This window comes from Agrobacterium sp. ST15.13.015 (genome assembly GCF_027871645.1).
GTDB lineage: Bacteria > Pseudomonadota > Alphaproteobacteria > Rhizobiales > Rhizobiaceae > Agrobacterium > Agrobacterium leguminum.
On the sequence record NZ_JAQAHF010000010.1, the window covers coordinates 1 to 16000 of the forward strand.

The following is a 16000-nucleotide window of genomic DNA, read 5'->3' on the forward strand; positions in this document are numbered from 1 at the left end:
TGTGCGTCCGAAAACTGTGATGCTTTCATCGTCTTCCGTTCCTTTCCCAGCCAGGAAAATGCACCGGAAAACTCTAACCAAAAACGGTCCAGTTTGAAGGGTTCAGATCATACAGGGGTCAATTAACACGCAAACCGTAAATCAAAACTCAATCGGAACCTAAAAATATGAAGCAAATTCATATGCTTAGTTTATTTATTAGTAAATTAGAGTTCGACAATAAAATCGTATGACCGCGTAACGGCAGTGTGGGGTTTGCCTTCACGGTTTCTTCCGAAAACACAAACTTGGGCTCGCCCCTTGTCCCTCAAGCCAAGCTCGGGCAAAACAGCCCTGTTCAATCACAAGACAATGCCAGGAGATAAGATATGGACGTTCGCGCCGCAGTTGCCATTCAGGCCGGAAAGCCGCTTGAGGTCATGACCGTTCAACTCGAAGGCCCGCGCGCCGGCGAAGTGCTGGTTGAGGTCAAGGCGACCGGCATCTGCCATACAGACGATTTCACCCTGTCGGGTGCCGATCCGGAGGGCCTGTTCCCGGCCATTCTCGGCCATGAGGGCGCGGGCGTCGTCGTCGATGTCGGACCGGGCGTCACCTCGGTCAAGAAGGGCGACCATGTCATTCCGCTCTACACGCCGGAATGCCGCGAATGCTATTCCTGCACCTCGCGCAAGACCAATCTGTGCACCTCCATCCGCGCCACCCAGGGTCAGGGCGTGATGCCGGACGGCACGTCGCGCTTCTCCATCGGCAAGGACAAGATCCATCATTATATGGGCTGCTCGACCTTCTCAAACTATACGGTTCTGCCGGAGATCGCGCTCGCCAAGATCAATCCCGACGCGCCCTTCGACAAGGTCTGCTACATCGGCTGCGGCGTGACGACCGGTATCGGCGCGGTCATCAACACCGCCAAGGTCGAGATCGGCTCCACGGCGATTGTCTTCGGCCTCGGCGGCATCGGCCTCAACGTGCTGCAGGGCCTGCGCCTTGCCGGCGCGGACATGATCATCGGCGTGGACATCAACCCCGACCGCAAGGCCTGGGGCGAGAAGTTCGGCATGACCCACTTCGTAAACCCGAAGGAAGTCGGCGACGACATCGTGCCGTACCTCGTCAACATGACGAAGCGCAATGGCGACCTGATCGGCGGCGCCGATTACACATTCGATTGCACCGGCAATACCAAGGTCATGCGCCAGGCGCTGGAAGCCTCGCATCGCGGCTGGGGTAAGTCGGTCATCATCGGCGTTGCCGGTGCCGGCCAGGAAATCTCCACGCGCCCGTTCCAGCTCGTCACCGGCCGCAACTGGATGGGCACCGCCTTTGGCGGCGCACGCGGCCGCACGGATGTGCCGAAGATCGTCGACTGGTACATGGAAGGCAAGATCCAGATCGACCCGATGATCACCCACACCATGCCGCTCGAAGACATCAACAAGGGCTTCGACCTGATGCATAAGGGCGAAAGCATTCGCGGCGTCGTGGTTTATTGATTGGACAAGACGCAGGCGGACGCGCGTAACCGCGCGCGCCCGCCATTCATAGAAATGTGATCGCCTCCAACCCGCTGCAGCCATTGCGATTAACGGGACGGTAAATCTATCGTCGTAAGCCGATACTACGCGGCGGAGTTGAAAATCCCTCCCCGCCCAGAACGACGCCAGACCTGCGGAGAGCGACCCTGAAAATCGTACCGATCGACAACGGAAACCGCGTCGCCGCCGTCGCTCTTCTGGCGAAAGGCTTCCCGGAAAAAACCGCGGCCTTCTGGTCGCGCGGTTTGTCGCTCGTCAGCGAACATCACGAGCGGCGCGAACTCGGTCCGGTCGGGCAATTGCTGATGAAGGGCGACGATGCCGCAGGTGTGCTGCTGACGATCAAAAGCCGTCTGCCGCAGACCGGCAGGATCGTCGTCAACCTGTCGAGCTGGTATGTGGAGCCTTCCTGCCGCTGGTTCGCCCCGCGCATGTTGCAGATGGCGTCATCCAATGAGGACGAAATCTTCACCGATCTCACCCCCTCTCCCGAAGCCTGCAAGCTGAATGAGAGGCTGGGCTTTGCGACGGTGACCGATTGCACGCTTTTTTATCCGCTGCCCTTTGCAGCGCTTCGCCCGGCAAGCGCACGGCTGCGGCCGCCAGGCGAGATAAAACCGGAAATACTCTCCGCCGAAATGCGCGACATGCTGGAAGACCACGCCCGTCTCGGCTGCATCGTGGCGGTTATGGAGGCGGAGAACCGCCATTACCCTCTGGTCTTCCTGAAAACCACGACCAAAAGATTGCCATCCGCCCGCCTCATCCATTGCGAAGACCGGCAGGTCGCGCAAAGGCACATATCCGCAATCGCCCGCCACCTTCTTGGCCATGGCCGGCTTGCGCTGACCATGGCGGCAATGGGCGCAGAGCGAAAGGCCGGCGGGCTTGCCGCACATAAATCTGCACCGATACAAGTAAAAGGCGCATGGAACCCACGATTTATTAACGAAGCATACTCAGAGTTGGTGTTATTGCCACCGTAGGTATTTTAGTGAGTCGTGCGCGACTTGACGGAATCTTGGCCTTTACAGAAAAAGCGCCGTTCCGGGCAGGTCATTGGGAAAGACGCGGGAAATCGGAGAACGAGCATGCTTGCAGCGAAAAAGAGTGAAATCGACGTTGCCGATACCATCTATTCCTACCTCTCCGACCGTTTTCCCGCCTATGCCCCCTTTGCCGCCGATACGCAGCTTCTCGAAGGCGGCGTAATCGATTCGCTCGGCTTTCTGGAACTGATGATTTTCCTCGGCGAAAGGTTCGGCATCATTCTCGATGACGAACATTTCACGCCCGACAATCTCGGCACGCCGGCCGATCTCATCGCCTTCGTCCTCAGGGAACGGAGGAGATGACACCCCATTTCCTGCTGCACCACCTGCTTGCCGCCCGCGCCGCGAGCGACGATCAGGCCCTCGTCCACAAGGACCGATCGCTGAATTATCGCGAATTTGCCGCAGCGGCGGCCCGTTGCGCGGCGGCATTGCAGGAAGCCGGAGCGCAACGCGGAGACCGCGTCGTCATCTATCTGCCGCGCGGCATTGAGGAATGCTGGTCGATCTTTGGCGTGAGCATGGCGTCCGGCGTCTTCGTGCCGGTGAACGCATTGCTGAAGGCGCAGCAGATCCGCCATATCGTTAGCGATTGTGGCGCGAAAATCGTCATCAGCAGCGCGGCGATGATGGATGAGCTGAAAGCGGCACTGGAAGACCTTCCCGAGGTCACGGTGCTGCTGGCGGAAGAGATAGAGGCCCGCGCCGAGACACTCGCCCGGCCTTCAGCGGCAATCGGCGAAGACCTGGCCGCCATTCTTTATACCTCCGGCTCCACCGGCTCGCCGAAGGGCGTGATGCTGTCTCACCGCAATCTTCTGGCCGGCGCGCGCATCGTGCGTACCTATCTTGAGATTACGGCCAAGGACCGCATTCTCTCCCTCCTGCCCTTCAGCTTCGATTATGGCCTGAACCAGCTGCTGACGGCGGTGGAACAGGGTGCGGCCACGATCATCTCCACCTTTCGGCTGGGCGATGAGATCGTCCGTGATCTGCGCGACCATGCCATCACGGGTCTCGCCGGCGTGCCGACGATCTGGGCGATCCTGACGAAAGCGGCCCCGTCGCTCACAAAGACGCCTCTGCCGCATCTGCGTTACATCACCAATTCCGGCGGACGCGTGCCGCAGGAAACCGTAAAAGCGCTGCGCGAGAAGCTGCCGGATACGAAAATCTACCTGATGTACGGCCTCACGGAAGCCTTCCGCTCCACCTTCCTGCCCCCCGATGAGATCGACCGCCGCCCGACCTCCATCGGCAAGGCCATTCCCGAATGCGAAATCTTCATCGTCACCGCCGAGGGACAGAGGGCGAGGCCGGGTGAGCCCGGCATTCTCGTGCATCGCGGCCCGACCGTCTCGCTGGGTTACTGGAACCGGCCGGAGGAGACGGCAAAGGTGCTGCGCCCTCACCCCTTCATTCCGGCGGCGATGGGCGGCGAGACCGTGTGTTATTCCGGCGATCTGGCGGTGGAGGACGAGGATGGTTTCTTCAGTTTCGTCGCCCGCAACGATGCGATGATCAAATCGTCGGGCTATCGCATCAGCCCGACCGAGGTTGAGGAAAGCCTGATGTCGACAGGGCTTTTCCAGCAGGTCGCTGTCATCGGCCTGCCGGACCCCTTTGCGGGCGAAAAGGTCCATGCCGTGGCGACTGCCGCCAACCAGAACATCGATGTAACGGCGGCTCTGAAGAAGGCCGCCGAAATGCTCGCCCCCTTCATGATCCCGCGCGCCATCGAACTGGTGGAACGGCTGCCGGTCACGGCCAATGGCAAGGTGGATTACCGCGCGCTGGTGCGCGAACGGACGGACAATGGCGCCAACGGATAAGCCCCAGAGCCACGGCCCGGCTTTTGCAGCCGCGTTATTCGACACAAGCGAGAACGATCTGATGATCGGCGGACTGCCGGTGCGCGATATTGTCGCCGGGACCGGAACGCCTTGCTTCCTCTATGACGCCGCCGCCATGCGCCGCGCCTATCGCGATCTCGAAACCGCGCTCGGCGGCTTTGCCGATATCTATTATTCGGTGAAGGCCAATCCCCTGCCCGCCATCGTCTCGCTTTTCCGGCAGGAAGGTGCGGGTGCGGAAATCGCTTCCGTCGGCGAATATCGCGCCGCCATCAAGGCCGGTGTCGCAACGCAAAATATCATCTTCGCCGGCCCCGGCAAAGGCATGGCCGAGCTGTGCGAAGTGATCGAGGGCGGCATCGGCGAAATCCACATCGAAAGCGCCGAGGAAATTACCCGCATCGAGGCGATCGGCAAGTCGGTCAAAGCCTCGATCCGCATCAATCCGGTGCCGGATGCACAGGCCGGCGCGATGCGCATGGGCGGCAAGGCCACCGCCTTCGGTTTCGATGAGGAAGAGCTGGAAAATGTCCTGCCGCTCTTCAAGGACGCCCGATATATCGATCTCGTCGGCGTCCATATTTACGGCGGCACACAGATCCTCGATGCCGACATGCTTGTCTCCCAGTGGAGACACGGCATTTCCCTTGCCGCGCGCTTGGCCGGGATGCTCGGCAGGCCGCTCGAAACCATCGATCTCGGCGGCGGTCTCGGCATTCCCTATTTCGCAGGCGAAATGCCGCTCGATCTTGAAAAAGTCAGCGCCGCCATTCCCGATCTAAAGGCGCTCGTAAAGGCGCATCCGCTGATAACCGACGCCCATGTCATCGTCGAACCCGGCCGTTTCCTCGCCGGTCCCGGCGGCGTCTATGTGGCGGAGGTGAATTCGGTAAAGACCTCGCGCGGCACTACCTTCGTGGTGACGGATGGCGGCATGCACCATCACCTGGCCGCTTCCGGCAATCTCGGCCAGATCGTCAAGCGCAACTATCCCATCGTCGCACCGGCCATGATGCTGGCGGAGCATGAAGAGACGGCAACCATCGTCGGCCCGCTCTGTACGCCGCTCGATACACTCGCCCGCAATGCGGCGCTACCGAAGCTCAAGGCCGGCGACCTCCTCGCCATCCTGCAATCAGGCGCCTATGGCGCCAGCGCCAGCCCAGCGGGTTTTCTGAGCCATGCGGCGGCAAAGGAAGTGCTGGTGGAGAATGGAGTGTTTGAGGTGATCGGGCGCTGAGGACGTTTGGTAGCGAAAACCGTAGCCGGCTTTCCTAAGGGCACACATTTGGCTGCCTACCTCGGAGCTTCCTCCAACCTCCCTCATTCCTGTGCTTGTCACAGAAATCCAGTCGACGCACGTCCGTGCGGCGGGAGGAGTCTTTTCAGCCCAAGGACTTGGGCTGGCTGGATTCCTGTGACAAGCACAGGAATGAGGGAGGCGACTAACCCCGAAGCAACCTGTCCCCCACCGCGAATTTCGATTTCAACAGACACTCGTCATATTCCGCCTCGGCAACGGAATCGAACACGATACCGCCGCCGACATTGAAGACGGCACGGCCGTCGTCAAACAGGCTGAGCGTACGGATCGCCACGGAGAACCGCATCTCACCATTTGGAGACATGAAGCCGATTGCGCCGCAATAGGCGTCGCGCGGCGTCGCTTCCAACTCGCGCAGGATTTTCATCGCCCACATTTTCGGTGCGCCGGTAACGGAGCCGCAGGGAAACAGGGCGGCGAAAATATCTTCCACCGTCACGTCAGGCAGAAGTTTCGCCCGCACATGGCTCACCATCTGGTGCACGGTCGGATAGGTCTCGATATCGAACAGCCGCGGCACATCAAGGCTGCCGACTTCTGTAATGCGGGAAATATCGTTGCGCAGCAGATCGACGATCATACGGTTTTCGGCGAGCGTCTTTTCGTCCGCCAGCATCGCCTCGACAATCGCCCGGTCTTCTTCCGCATCGGCTCCGCGCGGTGTCGTTCCCTTCATCGGATGGGTTTCGATGAAACCTTGCCCGTCAACCGAGAAGAACAGTTCCGGCGAGCGCGACAGGATGACCGGGCCGCCGAGATCGACAAGCGCGCCATATTTCACCGGCTGCCGTTCGATGAGCGACCAGAAGGCCGTCAGCGGATCGCCGCTCCAGCGGGCATGAACGGGCATGGTCAGATTGCCCTGGTAACAGTCGCCGCGACGCAGATGCCCGTGCAGCCGCGCGAAACGCTGGCAATAGTCTTGAAGGCTCCATGCCGGCACGGGACCGGACAGAAACGCATCCGCATCCGGCAGATTTGCCGGGCGCGCGAACCGACCCTCATCCGGCTGCGGACCGGAAAAGACGCCGAAATTGAGAAACGGCACGTTGCGAGGCTCATCCGCAAAAGGCGCAAGCTTCGGCTCGAACAGGAAGCCCGCTTCATAGGACATATAGCCGGCGAGGTATTTCCCGGCCCGGCGCAGCTCTTCCATGCGCCTCAGCGCAGCAAAAAACGACGCCGGTTCATCCGCGACGATGATGTCTTCCGGCTCGGTGAAGGCTGTCACCGTGCCGGTCGTGTCATCCCGGAAAAGAACGTAAGGCGCGTGTGCCAAGGAAAGCGTCCGAAACAGGAGAAAAAGTCGGGAAGAGTCAGATGGGGTCTATATCGCCCCGCGCCCACATTTCGATGGTTTCCGCATAAAAATCGGCAAAACGGCCTTCCTCGATAGACTTGCGGATACCCTGCATCAGCTCCTGATAATAGGCAAGATTGTGCCAGGAGAGCAGCATGCCGCCCAGCGCCTCGTTGGCGCGGGTGAGATGGTGCAGATAGGCGCGGGAATAATCGCGCGAGGCCGGGCAGTTGGATTGTTCGTCGAGCGGGCGCATATCCTCGGCATGGCGGGCATTGCGGATATTGACCTTGCCGCGACGGGTAAAGGCGAGACCATGGCGGCCGGAACGGGTCGGCATCACGCAGTCGAACATGTCGATGCCGCGCGCCACCGATTTCAGGATGTCATCGGGCGTGCCGACGCCCATCAGGTAACGCGGCTTTTCGGTGGGCAGCACCGGCAGGGTGATATCGAGCATGCCGAGCATCACATCCTGCGGCTCGCCAACGGCAAGGCCGCCGACCGCATAACCCTTCAGATCGAGCTGCTTCAGTCCCTCTGCGGAACGAATACGCAAATCCGGCTGGTCGCCGCCCTGCACGATGCCGAACATGGCCTTGCCGGGCTGCTCGCCAAAGGCGACGCGGCAGCGCTCGGCCCAGCGCAGCGACATTTCCATGGCGCGCTCGATTTCCTTGCGTTCGGCCGGCAGCGCGATGCATTCATCGAGCTGCATCTGGATATCCGAATCGAGCATGCCCTGGATTTCGATGGAGCGTTCCGGCGACATATGATGCAGCGAACCGTCCACATGGCTCTTGAAGGTCACGCCCTGCTCGTCCAGCTTGCGCAGACCGGAAAGCGACATCACCTGAAAACCGCCGCTGTCGGTAAGGATCGGATGCGGCCAGCGGATCAACTCATGCAGGCCGCCAAGGCGGGCAACTCGCTCCGGACCCGGCCGCAGCATCAGGTGATAGGTATTGCCGAGAATGACATCGGCCCCAAGCTCCCGCACCTGATCGAGATACATGGCCTTGACGGTGCCGACGGTGCCGACCGGCATGAAGGCGGGCGTGCGGATGATACCGCGCGGCATGGCGACTTCGCCGAGGCGTGCGCCGCCGCTCGTGGCTTTCAGGGTGAAGGTGAATTTGTCGTGCATCAGTTTTTCCGGAACAACAGGCTGGAATCGCCATAGGAATAGAAGCGGTATCCAGTTTCGATGGCGTGCTTATAAGCGTCACGCATCGTTTCGAGACCGCAGAAAGCCGAAACGAGCATGAACAGCGTCGATTTCGGCAGGTGGAAATTCGTCATCAGAATATCGACCGCGCGGAAGCGGTATCCCGGCGTGATGAAGATGCCGGTGGCATCGGACCATGGGTGGATAACGCCATTCTCATCGGCCGCACTTTCGATCAGGCGCAGCGATGTCGTGCCGACACAAACGATACGTCCGCCGCGCGCCTTTACCGCATTCAGCCGGTCGGCGGTTTCCTGCGACACATGGCCGATCTCGAAATGCATCTTGTGATCGTCGGTATCGTCGGACTTCACGGGAAGGAAAGTGCCTGCCCCAACGTGAAGCGTCACGAAATGCCGCTCGATGCCCACCCTGTCCAGCGCGGCAAACAGATCGGGCGTGAAATGCAGCCCGGCGGTGGGGGCGGCAACGGCTCCCTTTTCGCGGGCATAGATGGTCTGGTAATCGGTCTGGTCCTGCGCATCCTCCGGCCGTTTGGCCGCGATGTAGGGCGGCAGGGGAATATGGCCGACGGAAGCAATCGCCTCATCCAGCACCGGGCCGGAGACGTCGAACAGCAGCGTGATCTCGCCCTCCTCGCCCTTCTCCTCGACGGTGGCTTCCAGATGCGCAAGGCCGCAGGCATTGTCGCGCTCGTAACCGAAACGGATGCGGTCGCCCTGCTTGATGCGCTTGCCGGGACGCGCGAAGGCCTTCCAGCGGGATTGATCGGCGCGCATGTGCAGCGTGGCCGAAACCGCTGTCTCCGGCGCGCCTTCGCGCAGCCGCACACCTTCCAGCTGGGCGGGAATGACACGGGTATCGTTGAACACCAGCGCGTCGCCAGGCTTCAGGAAGGACGGCAGATCGAAGACGCGATGGTCTTCCATGCGGTTCTCATTCGGATCGACGACCAACAGGCGCGCGCTGTCGCGCGGGTTCGCGGGGCGCAGGGCGATATTCTCCTCGGGCAGATCGAAATCGAACAGGTCTACACGCATTGCAAGGGCTCTCGAAAATATCAAAACCCGCCCTCAATGGGGCGGGTGGTGGGTAGTGACAAGGCTTCGTCTAACGAGACGTCATCCTCGGGCTTGTCCCGAGGATCTAACCACGTAGCCGTCGGGGATCGTTAGATCCTCGGGACAAGCCCGAGGATGACGACGGAGAGGTTGGCACCCTTGTCATCAATGTGAAACGCCCCGCAGTTTCCTGCGGAGCGGGTAAACACTTTATACGCTATCCTCAGGCCGCAGAAGCGAGCTTGATGGAAACGATCGAATCGGGGTCCTTCACCGGCTCGCCGCGCTTGATCTTGTCGATGGCCTCCATGCCTTCGATGACCTGGCCCCAGACGGTGTACTGCTTGTTGAGCCACGGAGAATCCGTGAAGCAGATGAAGAACTGCGAGTTGGCGGAGTTCGGGTTCTGCGAACGGGCCATGGAGCAGGTGCCGCGCACGTGCGGAATGGCGGAGAACTCGGCCTTCAGGTCCGGCTTGTCGGAGCCGCCCATGCCGGCGCGTGCCGGGTTGAAGCTTTCCGAACCCTTCTTGCCGAACTTCACGTCGCCCGTCTGGGCCATGAAGTCTTCGATGACGCGGTGGAAAACCACGCCATCGTAAGCGCCTTCCGAGACGAGTTCCTTGATGCGGGCAACGTGGCCAGGCGCAACTTCCGGAAGCAGCTGGATCACGACCTTGCCGGTCGTCGTTTCCATGATGATGGTGTTCTCCGGATCCTTGATCTCGGCCATGACTATTCTCCTCTGTTCGGGCTCTATTGCCCTACCTTACTTCTTGCCGACGGTGACCTTGATCATCCGGTCGGGGTTGGAAACTTCGCCGTTGCTGCCCTGCCCGCGCTTGATCTTGTCGACGGCTTCCATGCCGGACACGACCTTGCCGACCACGGTATATTGGCCGTTCAGGAACGGACCGTCGGCAAACATGATGAAGAACTGCGAATTGGCGGAATTCGGATCCTGTGAGCGGGCCATGCCGACCACCCCGCGCGTGAACGGAACCTTGGAGAATTCGGCCGGAATATCCGGCAGGTCGGAACCGCCCGTACCCGCACGCTGGGCGCTGAAGCCCTTCTCCATATTGCCATACTGCACGTCGCCGGTCTGCGCCATGAAGCCATCGATGACGCGATGGAAGGCGACATTGTCATAAGCGCCCTTCTTGGCCAGCGCCTCGATCTGCGCCACGTGCTTGGGCGCGACATCCGGCATCAGTTCGATGACAACGGGGCCGTCCTTCAGCTGCACGGTCAGGAGTTCGGCGGCGGAAGCGAAGGTGCTGGCGGCGAGAGCGCCTGCAAACATGGCGCCGGCAAAGGCAAATCGAACGAGTTTCATCGGATTGGCTCCAGAATGTAAGGCTGAAGTTAGCGCTTCAGCTTGGCGTTGAGGGCTTCAAGCACGGCTTTCGGCACGAAGGCGTCGACATTGCCGCCCATGGCGGCGATCTGCCGGACCAATGTGGCTGTAATGGGTCGCGACGAGGTGCCGGCGGGCAGGAATACGGTCTGGATATCGGGCGCCATCTGGCGGTTCATCCCGGCCATCTGCATTTCATAATCGAGATCGGTGCCGTCGCGCAGGCCGCGCAGCAGAAGGCGCGCGCCGTGCTGGCGGGCGGCATCGACGACGAGATTATCGAAGGAGACGACTTCCATGCGCGCCGCCTCGCCCGGCAGATGTTCGGCAAGCGCCCGCTTTATCAGCCCTGCGCGCTCCTCGAAGCTGAACAGCGGCGCTTTTCCGGGATGAATGCCGACCGCAACGATGACTTTCGACGCCACGTTCAGCGCCTGAATAAGCACATCCAGATGTCCGTTGGTCATCGGATCGAAGGATCCTGGATAAAAGGCAATCGTCATATCGCTCTCAGATGGTGGGCGCGTCTCGACGCTTCAGCATATGTGCCGCCTTTTGTCATGGAGAGGCACGCGGCGCAAGACTTTATAACCAACCCCTCACAAGCGTGGCTGCGGCGTGAACCGCGGATGAATGGGCCGTTCAGTGCGGTTTCACAGCTATTTTGTCTAAATGCACGGCATCGGGAAACCGAAACGCCCCTCACTCGTTAAGCATCCGGAGAATTGAAAATGCTGGCCTTCATGATCGTCCTTTCGATCATCGCTTCATTCGCTGCCGAGTATATTTTTCTCGAATGACGGCCTTAGCCAGTTTCCTGAACGCCAGATGAACGAACCATTCAAGGAAGTTTCACAGGCGCGATGCTAATCGATTTTTACGGTTGACGCGGAACATGTTTGGACATGGCGCGTTAAGAAAGAACCAAAGGAACGGACAGATGTTTGTAAGAGAAAAACAGTCTACTTCGGCGAAAATCAGCGTCATCAGCACCGCCTGGACAGTACTGGTTATCGCAATGGTAGCAACGACGTTTAGCCTTTATGAACAGAAACCTGAAAAACTGGGCCCGGACTATCCGCAGCTGACCGCCCGTTATCAGTATATGAATTACTACTGATAACGGAGAGAATTTTCTCGAAACTCCCGGAGACGATATCATGTTCACATTTCTGACAATGCTTCTTGCCCTGATCAGCGTTATGTTCGTGACATCGATGATATCCGTGGTCGCCGAAATGCGACGTGAAGACGAGGAATTCAAGGCGATGATCCGGCGCGACCGCGCCTTCTGAGCGCGGCAAGCCGGGCAGACGGCCGCTTAAAAGTGATTCTTTTCAACCGCCTAGACCTTCCGGGCGGTTTTATTTTGCGCTTCGCGGGGGCAAGGCGGCGAAGACGATGGCGGGAAATCCCGCCTCCAATCACACAAGCGTTTTCAAAACCCCGTTTTTCCAAGGCAAATTCCCTTCAATTTCCGTTTGGATTGATTTAAGGAACGCCGATACGTTGCGGGCCGGAGAGCCGGCGACCGCGACGACGTTCCTGTGAGGTTTGCATAACGATGCTCGATTCCCTGAGAAATGCTTCTCGAACCATGGCAGCCAAGCTGCTGCTTCTCCTGCTTGTTGTCTCTTTTGGCATCTGGGGCGTTTCCGCATCGCTTGTCACCGCCAATTCCCACGCCGTCATGACGGTGGGCGACCAGACGGTCAGCACGGAGGAATTCCGCCTCGCCTATCAGCGCCAGATTTCCGATCTCAGCCGCCAGTTCGGCACAAGGCTGACGACCGAGCAGGCCAAGGCATTCGGCATCGACCGTCAGGTGTTCAGCCAGCTTGCGGCCGGTGCAGCGCTTGACGAGCTGGCCTCGAAGATGAATCTCGGCCTTTCGGAAAACCGCCTCGCCAATCTCATCGCCGAAGACCCGGCCTTCAAGGCGGTCAACGGCCAGTTCGACCGCAATCTCTTCAGCGAGCGCCTGCGCAATTCCGGTTTCCGCGAGGATGACTATATCAAGGAACGCAGTAAGGTCGCCGTCCGCAGCCAGATCGTCGAAGCCGTTTCCGACGGTTTTGCCGCGCCGCAGGTGCTGGTGGATGCGCTGAAGCAATATCGCAACGAGCAGCGCGCCGTCGATTACGTCATTCTTTCGAACGCCGTCATTCCGCCGGTCAAGGCGCCGGGCGACGACGTGCTTGCCCCCTGGTTCGAAACCAACAAGACGAAATATCGTGCGCCCGAGTTTCGCAAGTTCACCTATGTGAAGCTTGAGCCGTCCGATATCGCCGATCAGGCCGCCGTCACCGACGCCCAGATCGCCGATTATTATAACAGCCACAAGGACAGCTTCCGCACCGCCGGCCGCCGCACGGTGGAGCAGCTGACCTTCCCTGAAAAGGAAATGGCAGAGGCCGCCGCCGAGCAGATCCGCCTCGGCAACACCACCTATGACCAGGTGGTGAAGGATCAGGGCAAGACCGCTTCCGACGTCACCCTCGGCGAATTCACCAGGGATACCATCCCCGACCAGTCGATTGCCGACGCGGCTTTCGCCATCCAGAAGGATGGCGGTGTGTCGCCGGTGGTCCAGGGTTCCTTCGGCCCGGTTCTCCTGCGCGTCACCGGCATCAAGCCGGAAACGACACGCACGCTGGAAGAGGCGAAGGAAGATATCCGCAAGGACCTCGCCACCGCCGCCGCTGCGGAAGAAATCACCAATGTTCACGACCGTTACGAGGATCTGCGCGCCGGCGGTTCTTCGCTCGCCGATGCGGCAACGCAGCTGAACCTGAAACCCGTCACCATCGCCGCCATCGACGCTTCCGGCCTCGATGAAAAGGGCGATGCGGTTCAGGGTCTGCCCTCCCCGCAGCTCGCGCAGGAGGTCTTCAAGACCGAACCCGGCACGGAAGCGTTGCCGATCAATCTCGGCCGTGAAGGCTACATCTGGTTCGATGTCGACCAGATCATCGCCGCCCGCGACCGCACACTTGCCGAAGTTCGCGACGATGTCGTGGCTGACTGGACGGCGGAGCAGCAGCGCAACGCGCTTGCCGCCAAGGCCGAGGAACTGAAGGCGCGCGTCGAAAAGGGCGACACGCTGGAAGCCGTGGCCGGTGAGCTGAGCCTTGCCGTCGAACAGAAGTCCGGCCTGCGCCGCAACAGCGAAGACGCCATTTTCGGCCAGCAGACCATCGCGGCGGTCTTCTCCGGCGCGGAGGGCAAGGTGGGCACGGCGGCCGATGCCGACGGTTCCAGCCGTATCCTCTTCAAGGTCACCTCGGTCGACACCAATGCGCCTGCCGACGCGCTCGCCAATGACGACCAGCAGTTCGCCGCCATTGCCCGCGCGGCCGGCGACGACATGCTGGACCAGATGGTCAACCGCCTGCAGAATGACTATGGTGTCACCATCAATCAGGCCCTCGCCGATCAGGCGATGGTCGGCTTCTAACCCGGGGGGGCGACAAGATGGCCGAACTGAAGCCGCTGATCGCCAAGGTCGCCAATGGAGAAAGCCTGAACCGCGAGGAATCGCGCGCGGCTTTCGACATTCTGATGTCGGGCGAAGCCACGCCGTCGCAGATCGGCGGCTTCCTGATGGCGCTGCGCGTGCGCGGGGAAACGGTGGACGAAATCGTCGGCGCCGTCTCCTCCATGCGTTCCCGCATGCTGCCGGTTTCGGCCCCCGCCAATGCCATCGATATCGTCGGCACCGGCGGTGACGGCATCGGCACCTATAATATCTCGACGCTCGCCTCGATCATCGTCGCTGGCACCGGCCTGCCGGTCGCAAAGCACGGCAACCGGGCGCTGAGCTCCAAATCCGGCACGGCGGATGCGCTCTCGGCGCTCGGCGTGAAGCTCGATATCGGTCCTGAACTCATCGCCCGCTGCATCAGCGAGGCGGGTCTCGGTTTCATGTTCGCGCAGCTTCACCATTCGGCCATGCGCCATGTCGGCCCAAGCCGCGTCGAACTCGGCACGCGCACCATCTTCAACCTGCTCGGCCCCCTCTCCAACCCGGCGGGCGCCAAACGGCAACTGCTTGGCGTCTTTTCGCCGCGCTGGCTGGTGCCGCTTGCGGAAGTGCTGCGCGATCTGGGTTCGGAAAGCATCTGGGTCGTCCATGGCGACGGCATGGACGAGGTGACGACCACGGGCGTTACCCATGTCGCGGCACTGGAAAATGGCAAGATTCGCACCTTCGACCTGACGCCGAAGGATTTCTGTGTCGAGCCCGCGTCCATGAAAGATCTGAAGGGCGGCGACGGCATTGCCAATGCGGCGGCGCTGCGCGAGGTTCTATCCGGCAAACGCAACGCCTATCGTGACGTGTCGCTGTGCAATGCGGCCGCAGCACTGGTTATCGCCGGCAATGCGGAGACACTGTCTGAGGCGATGGCGATCGTCAGCGAGGCGCTGGACAGCGGCAAGGCCGCAGCCGCGCTCGACCGTCTGGTTGCCGTGTCCAACGAGGTTCAGGAATGAGAGCGAGATCATGAGCGACATTCTGAAAAAGATCGAGATTTACAAGCGCGAGGAAATCGCCGCCGCCAAGGCGAAGGTTTCGCTGGCCGACCTGAAGGCCATGGCCGCAGACCAGAGCGCGCCGCGCGGTTTCTACAGGGCGCTCCGGGCAAAGCAGGCCGAAGGCAAGTTCGGCCTGATCGCCGAAATCAAGAAGGCCAGCCCCTCCAAGGGCCTCATCCGTCCGGATTTCGATCCGCCGGCGCTGGCCGCCGCCTATGAAGCCGGTGGCGCCGCCTGTCTTTCAGTGCTGACGGATAGCCCAAGCTTTCAGGGCGCCCCGGAATTCCTGACCGCCGCCCGCAATGCCTGCGCCCTGCCGGCGCTGCGCAAGGATTTCATGTTCGAGACCTATCAGGTGCATGAGGCCCGCGCCTGGGGCGCGGACTGCATTCTCCTCATCATGGCCTCGCTGTCCGACGACGAGGCGAAACGCCTTGAAGACGAGGCTTTCGCGCTCGGCATGGATGTGCTGGTGGAAGTGCACGATGAGGAAGAAACGGAACGGGCGCTGAAGCTTTCCTCGCCGCTTCTCGGCATCAACAACCGCAACCTGCGCACCTTCGAAGTCAGCCTCGAAACCAGCGAGAAGCTCGCAGGCCTCGTGCCGGCGGAAAAGCTGCTGGTCGGCGAGAGCGGCATCTTCACCTTCGAGGATTGTAAGCGTCTCGAAAAAAGCGGCATCAGTACCTTCCTCGTCGGCGAAAGCCTGATGCGCAAGGACGATGTGACGGCGGCCACCAAAGCGCTGCTGACCGGCCAATCCGGCATTCTGGCAGCGGAATAATGC

At 60.7% G+C, this 16000-nt stretch carries 16 protein-coding genes; 10 read left to right on the forward strand and 6 right to left on the reverse strand.

Annotated features, from left to right (window positions below; all coding sequences use genetic code 11):
- Window positions 1-368 precede the first annotated feature (368 nt).
- The 5 genes from PIB16_RS16225 (at window position 369) to PIB16_RS16245 (ending at window position 5683) form a co-directional block, all read left to right on the forward strand.
- The gene (locus PIB16_RS16225) at window positions 369-1496 is read left to right on the forward strand and encodes an S-(hydroxymethyl)glutathione dehydrogenase/class III alcohol dehydrogenase (protein ID WP_003525152.1); all 1128 of its coding nucleotides are present in this window, start codon (window positions 369-371) and stop codon (window positions 1494-1496) included.
- Between the two features lie 287 nt (window positions 1497-1783).
- Entirely contained in the window at window positions 1784-2524 is a 741-nt protein-coding gene (locus tag PIB16_RS16230; RefSeq protein WP_271045924.1) for a hypothetical protein, read from the forward strand.
- A gap of 105 nt (window positions 2525-2629) precedes the next feature.
- Window positions 2630-2893, forward strand: a complete 264-nt coding sequence (locus PIB16_RS16235; RefSeq protein WP_125146652.1) for an acyl carrier protein — start codon at window positions 2630-2632, stop codon at window positions 2891-2893.
- Window positions 2890-4422 carry an AMP-binding protein gene (locus tag PIB16_RS16240; protein WP_125146653.1) on the forward strand — a complete coding sequence of 511 codons (1533 nt, stop codon included), beginning with the start codon at window positions 2890-2892 and terminating at the stop codon, window positions 4420-4422. The genes PIB16_RS16235 and PIB16_RS16240 overlap by 4 nt, the downstream gene beginning before the upstream one ends.
- Complete coding sequence (locus PIB16_RS16245; protein ID WP_271045925.1) at window positions 4406-5683, forward strand: type III PLP-dependent enzyme; 1278 nt, start codon at window positions 4406-4408, stop codon at window positions 5681-5683. The genes PIB16_RS16240 and PIB16_RS16245 overlap by 17 nt, the downstream gene beginning before the upstream one ends.
- 205 nt (window positions 5684-5888) lie before the next feature.
- Here the strand turns inward: PIB16_RS16245 and PIB16_RS16250 are convergent, their stop codons facing one another.
- The 6 genes from PIB16_RS16250 to coaD form a co-directional block, all read right to left on the reverse strand.
- Window positions 5889-7046 carry an aminodeoxychorismate synthase component I gene (locus PIB16_RS16250; RefSeq protein ID WP_271045926.1) on the reverse strand — a complete coding sequence of 386 codons (1158 nt, stop codon included), beginning with the start codon at window positions 7044-7046 and terminating at the stop codon, window positions 5889-5891.
- Between the two features lie 37 nt (window positions 7047-7083).
- Window positions 7084-8214, reverse strand: a complete 1131-nt coding sequence (tgt, locus tag PIB16_RS16255) for a tRNA guanosine(34) transglycosylase Tgt (protein ID WP_271045927.1) — start codon at window positions 8212-8214, stop codon at window positions 7084-7086.
- Window positions 8214-9296: a tRNA preQ1(34) S-adenosylmethionine ribosyltransferase-isomerase QueA gene (gene queA / locus PIB16_RS16260; RefSeq protein ID WP_271045928.1), complete on the reverse strand. Its 1083-nt coding sequence runs from the start codon at window positions 9294-9296 to the stop codon at window positions 8214-8216. The genes tgt and queA overlap by 1 nt, the downstream gene beginning before the upstream one ends.
- 244 nt (window positions 9297-9540) lie before the next feature.
- Window positions 9541-10050 carry a peptidylprolyl isomerase gene (locus PIB16_RS16265; protein WP_065655977.1) on the reverse strand — a complete coding sequence of 170 codons (510 nt, stop codon included), beginning with the start codon at window positions 10048-10050 and terminating at the stop codon, window positions 9541-9543.
- A gap of 36 nt (window positions 10051-10086) precedes the next feature.
- On the reverse strand, window positions 10087-10656 hold the full coding sequence (locus PIB16_RS16270) for a peptidylprolyl isomerase (protein WP_004442095.1): 570 nt from the start codon (window positions 10654-10656) through the stop codon (window positions 10087-10089).
- A gap of 29 nt (window positions 10657-10685) precedes the next feature.
- Window positions 10686-11180 carry a pantetheine-phosphate adenylyltransferase gene (gene coaD / locus PIB16_RS16275; protein WP_059760169.1) on the reverse strand — a complete coding sequence of 165 codons (495 nt, stop codon included), beginning with the start codon at window positions 11178-11180 and terminating at the stop codon, window positions 10686-10688.
- Between the two features lie 437 nt (window positions 11181-11617).
- On the opposite strand from coaD, the gene PIB16_RS16280 reads away from it, so the two are divergent.
- From PIB16_RS16280 to trpC, 5 genes are all read left to right on the forward strand, one after another.
- Window positions 11618-11797, forward strand: a complete 180-nt coding sequence (locus tag PIB16_RS16280) for a hypothetical protein (protein WP_004442101.1) — start codon at window positions 11618-11620, stop codon at window positions 11795-11797.
- A gap of 40 nt (window positions 11798-11837) precedes the next feature.
- On the forward strand, window positions 11838-11972 hold the full coding sequence (locus PIB16_RS16285) for a hypothetical protein (RefSeq protein WP_256387174.1): 135 nt from the start codon (window positions 11838-11840) through the stop codon (window positions 11970-11972).
- 269 nt (window positions 11973-12241) lie between these two features.
- Window positions 12242-14134, forward strand: a complete 1893-nt coding sequence (locus tag PIB16_RS16290) for a peptidylprolyl isomerase (RefSeq protein ID WP_271045929.1) — start codon at window positions 12242-12244, stop codon at window positions 14132-14134.
- A 17-nt stretch (window positions 14135-14151) separates the two neighbouring features.
- Entirely contained in the window at window positions 14152-15171 is a 1020-nt protein-coding gene (gene trpD / locus PIB16_RS16295) for an anthranilate phosphoribosyltransferase (protein WP_271045930.1), read from the forward strand.
- 10 nt (window positions 15172-15181) lie between these two features.
- Window positions 15182-15997 carry an indole-3-glycerol phosphate synthase TrpC gene (gene trpC / locus PIB16_RS16300; RefSeq protein WP_271045931.1) on the forward strand — a complete coding sequence of 272 codons (816 nt, stop codon included), beginning with the start codon at window positions 15182-15184 and terminating at the stop codon, window positions 15995-15997.
- Window positions 15998-16000: the final 3 nt, after the last annotated feature.

Coding starts and splice junctions, on each gene's coding strand:
- PIB16_RS16225 (WP_003525152.1), top strand. CDS start 369: ATGGACGTTCGCGCCGCAGTTGCCATTCAGGCCGGAAAGCCGCTTGAG.
- PIB16_RS16235 (WP_125146652.1), top strand. CDS start 2,630: ATGCTTGCAGCGAAAAAGAGTGAAATCGACGTTGCCGATACCATCTAT.
- PIB16_RS16240 (WP_125146653.1), top strand. CDS start 2,890: ATGACACCCCATTTCCTGCTGCACCACCTGCTTGCCGCCCGCGCCGCG.
- PIB16_RS16245 (WP_271045925.1), top strand. CDS start 4,406: ATGGCGCCAACGGATAAGCCCCAGAGCCACGGCCCGGCTTTTGCAGCC.
- tgt (WP_271045927.1), bottom strand. CDS start 8,214: ATGCACGACAAATTCACCTTCACCCTGAAAGCCACGAGCGGCGGCGCA.
- queA (WP_271045928.1), bottom strand. CDS start 9,296: ATGCGTGTAGACCTGTTCGATTTCGATCTGCCCGAGGAGAATATCGCC.
- PIB16_RS16265 (WP_065655977.1), bottom strand. CDS start 10,050: ATGGCCGAGATCAAGGATCCGGAGAACACCATCATCATGGAAACGACG.
- PIB16_RS16270 (WP_004442095.1), bottom strand. CDS start 10,656: ATGAAACTCGTTCGATTTGCCTTTGCCGGCGCCATGTTTGCAGGCGCT.
- coaD (WP_059760169.1), bottom strand. CDS start 11,180: ATGACGATTGCCTTTTATCCAGGATCCTTCGATCCGATGACCAACGGA.
- PIB16_RS16280 (WP_004442101.1), top strand. CDS start 11,618: ATGTTTGTAAGAGAAAAACAGTCTACTTCGGCGAAAATCAGCGTCATC.
- PIB16_RS16285 (WP_256387174.1), top strand. CDS start 11,838: ATGTTCACATTTCTGACAATGCTTCTTGCCCTGATCAGCGTTATGTTC.
- PIB16_RS16290 (WP_271045929.1), top strand. CDS start 12,242: ATGCTCGATTCCCTGAGAAATGCTTCTCGAACCATGGCAGCCAAGCTG.
- trpD (WP_271045930.1), top strand. CDS start 14,152: ATGGCCGAACTGAAGCCGCTGATCGCCAAGGTCGCCAATGGAGAAAGC.
- trpC (WP_271045931.1), top strand. CDS start 15,182: ATGAGCGACATTCTGAAAAAGATCGAGATTTACAAGCGCGAGGAAATC.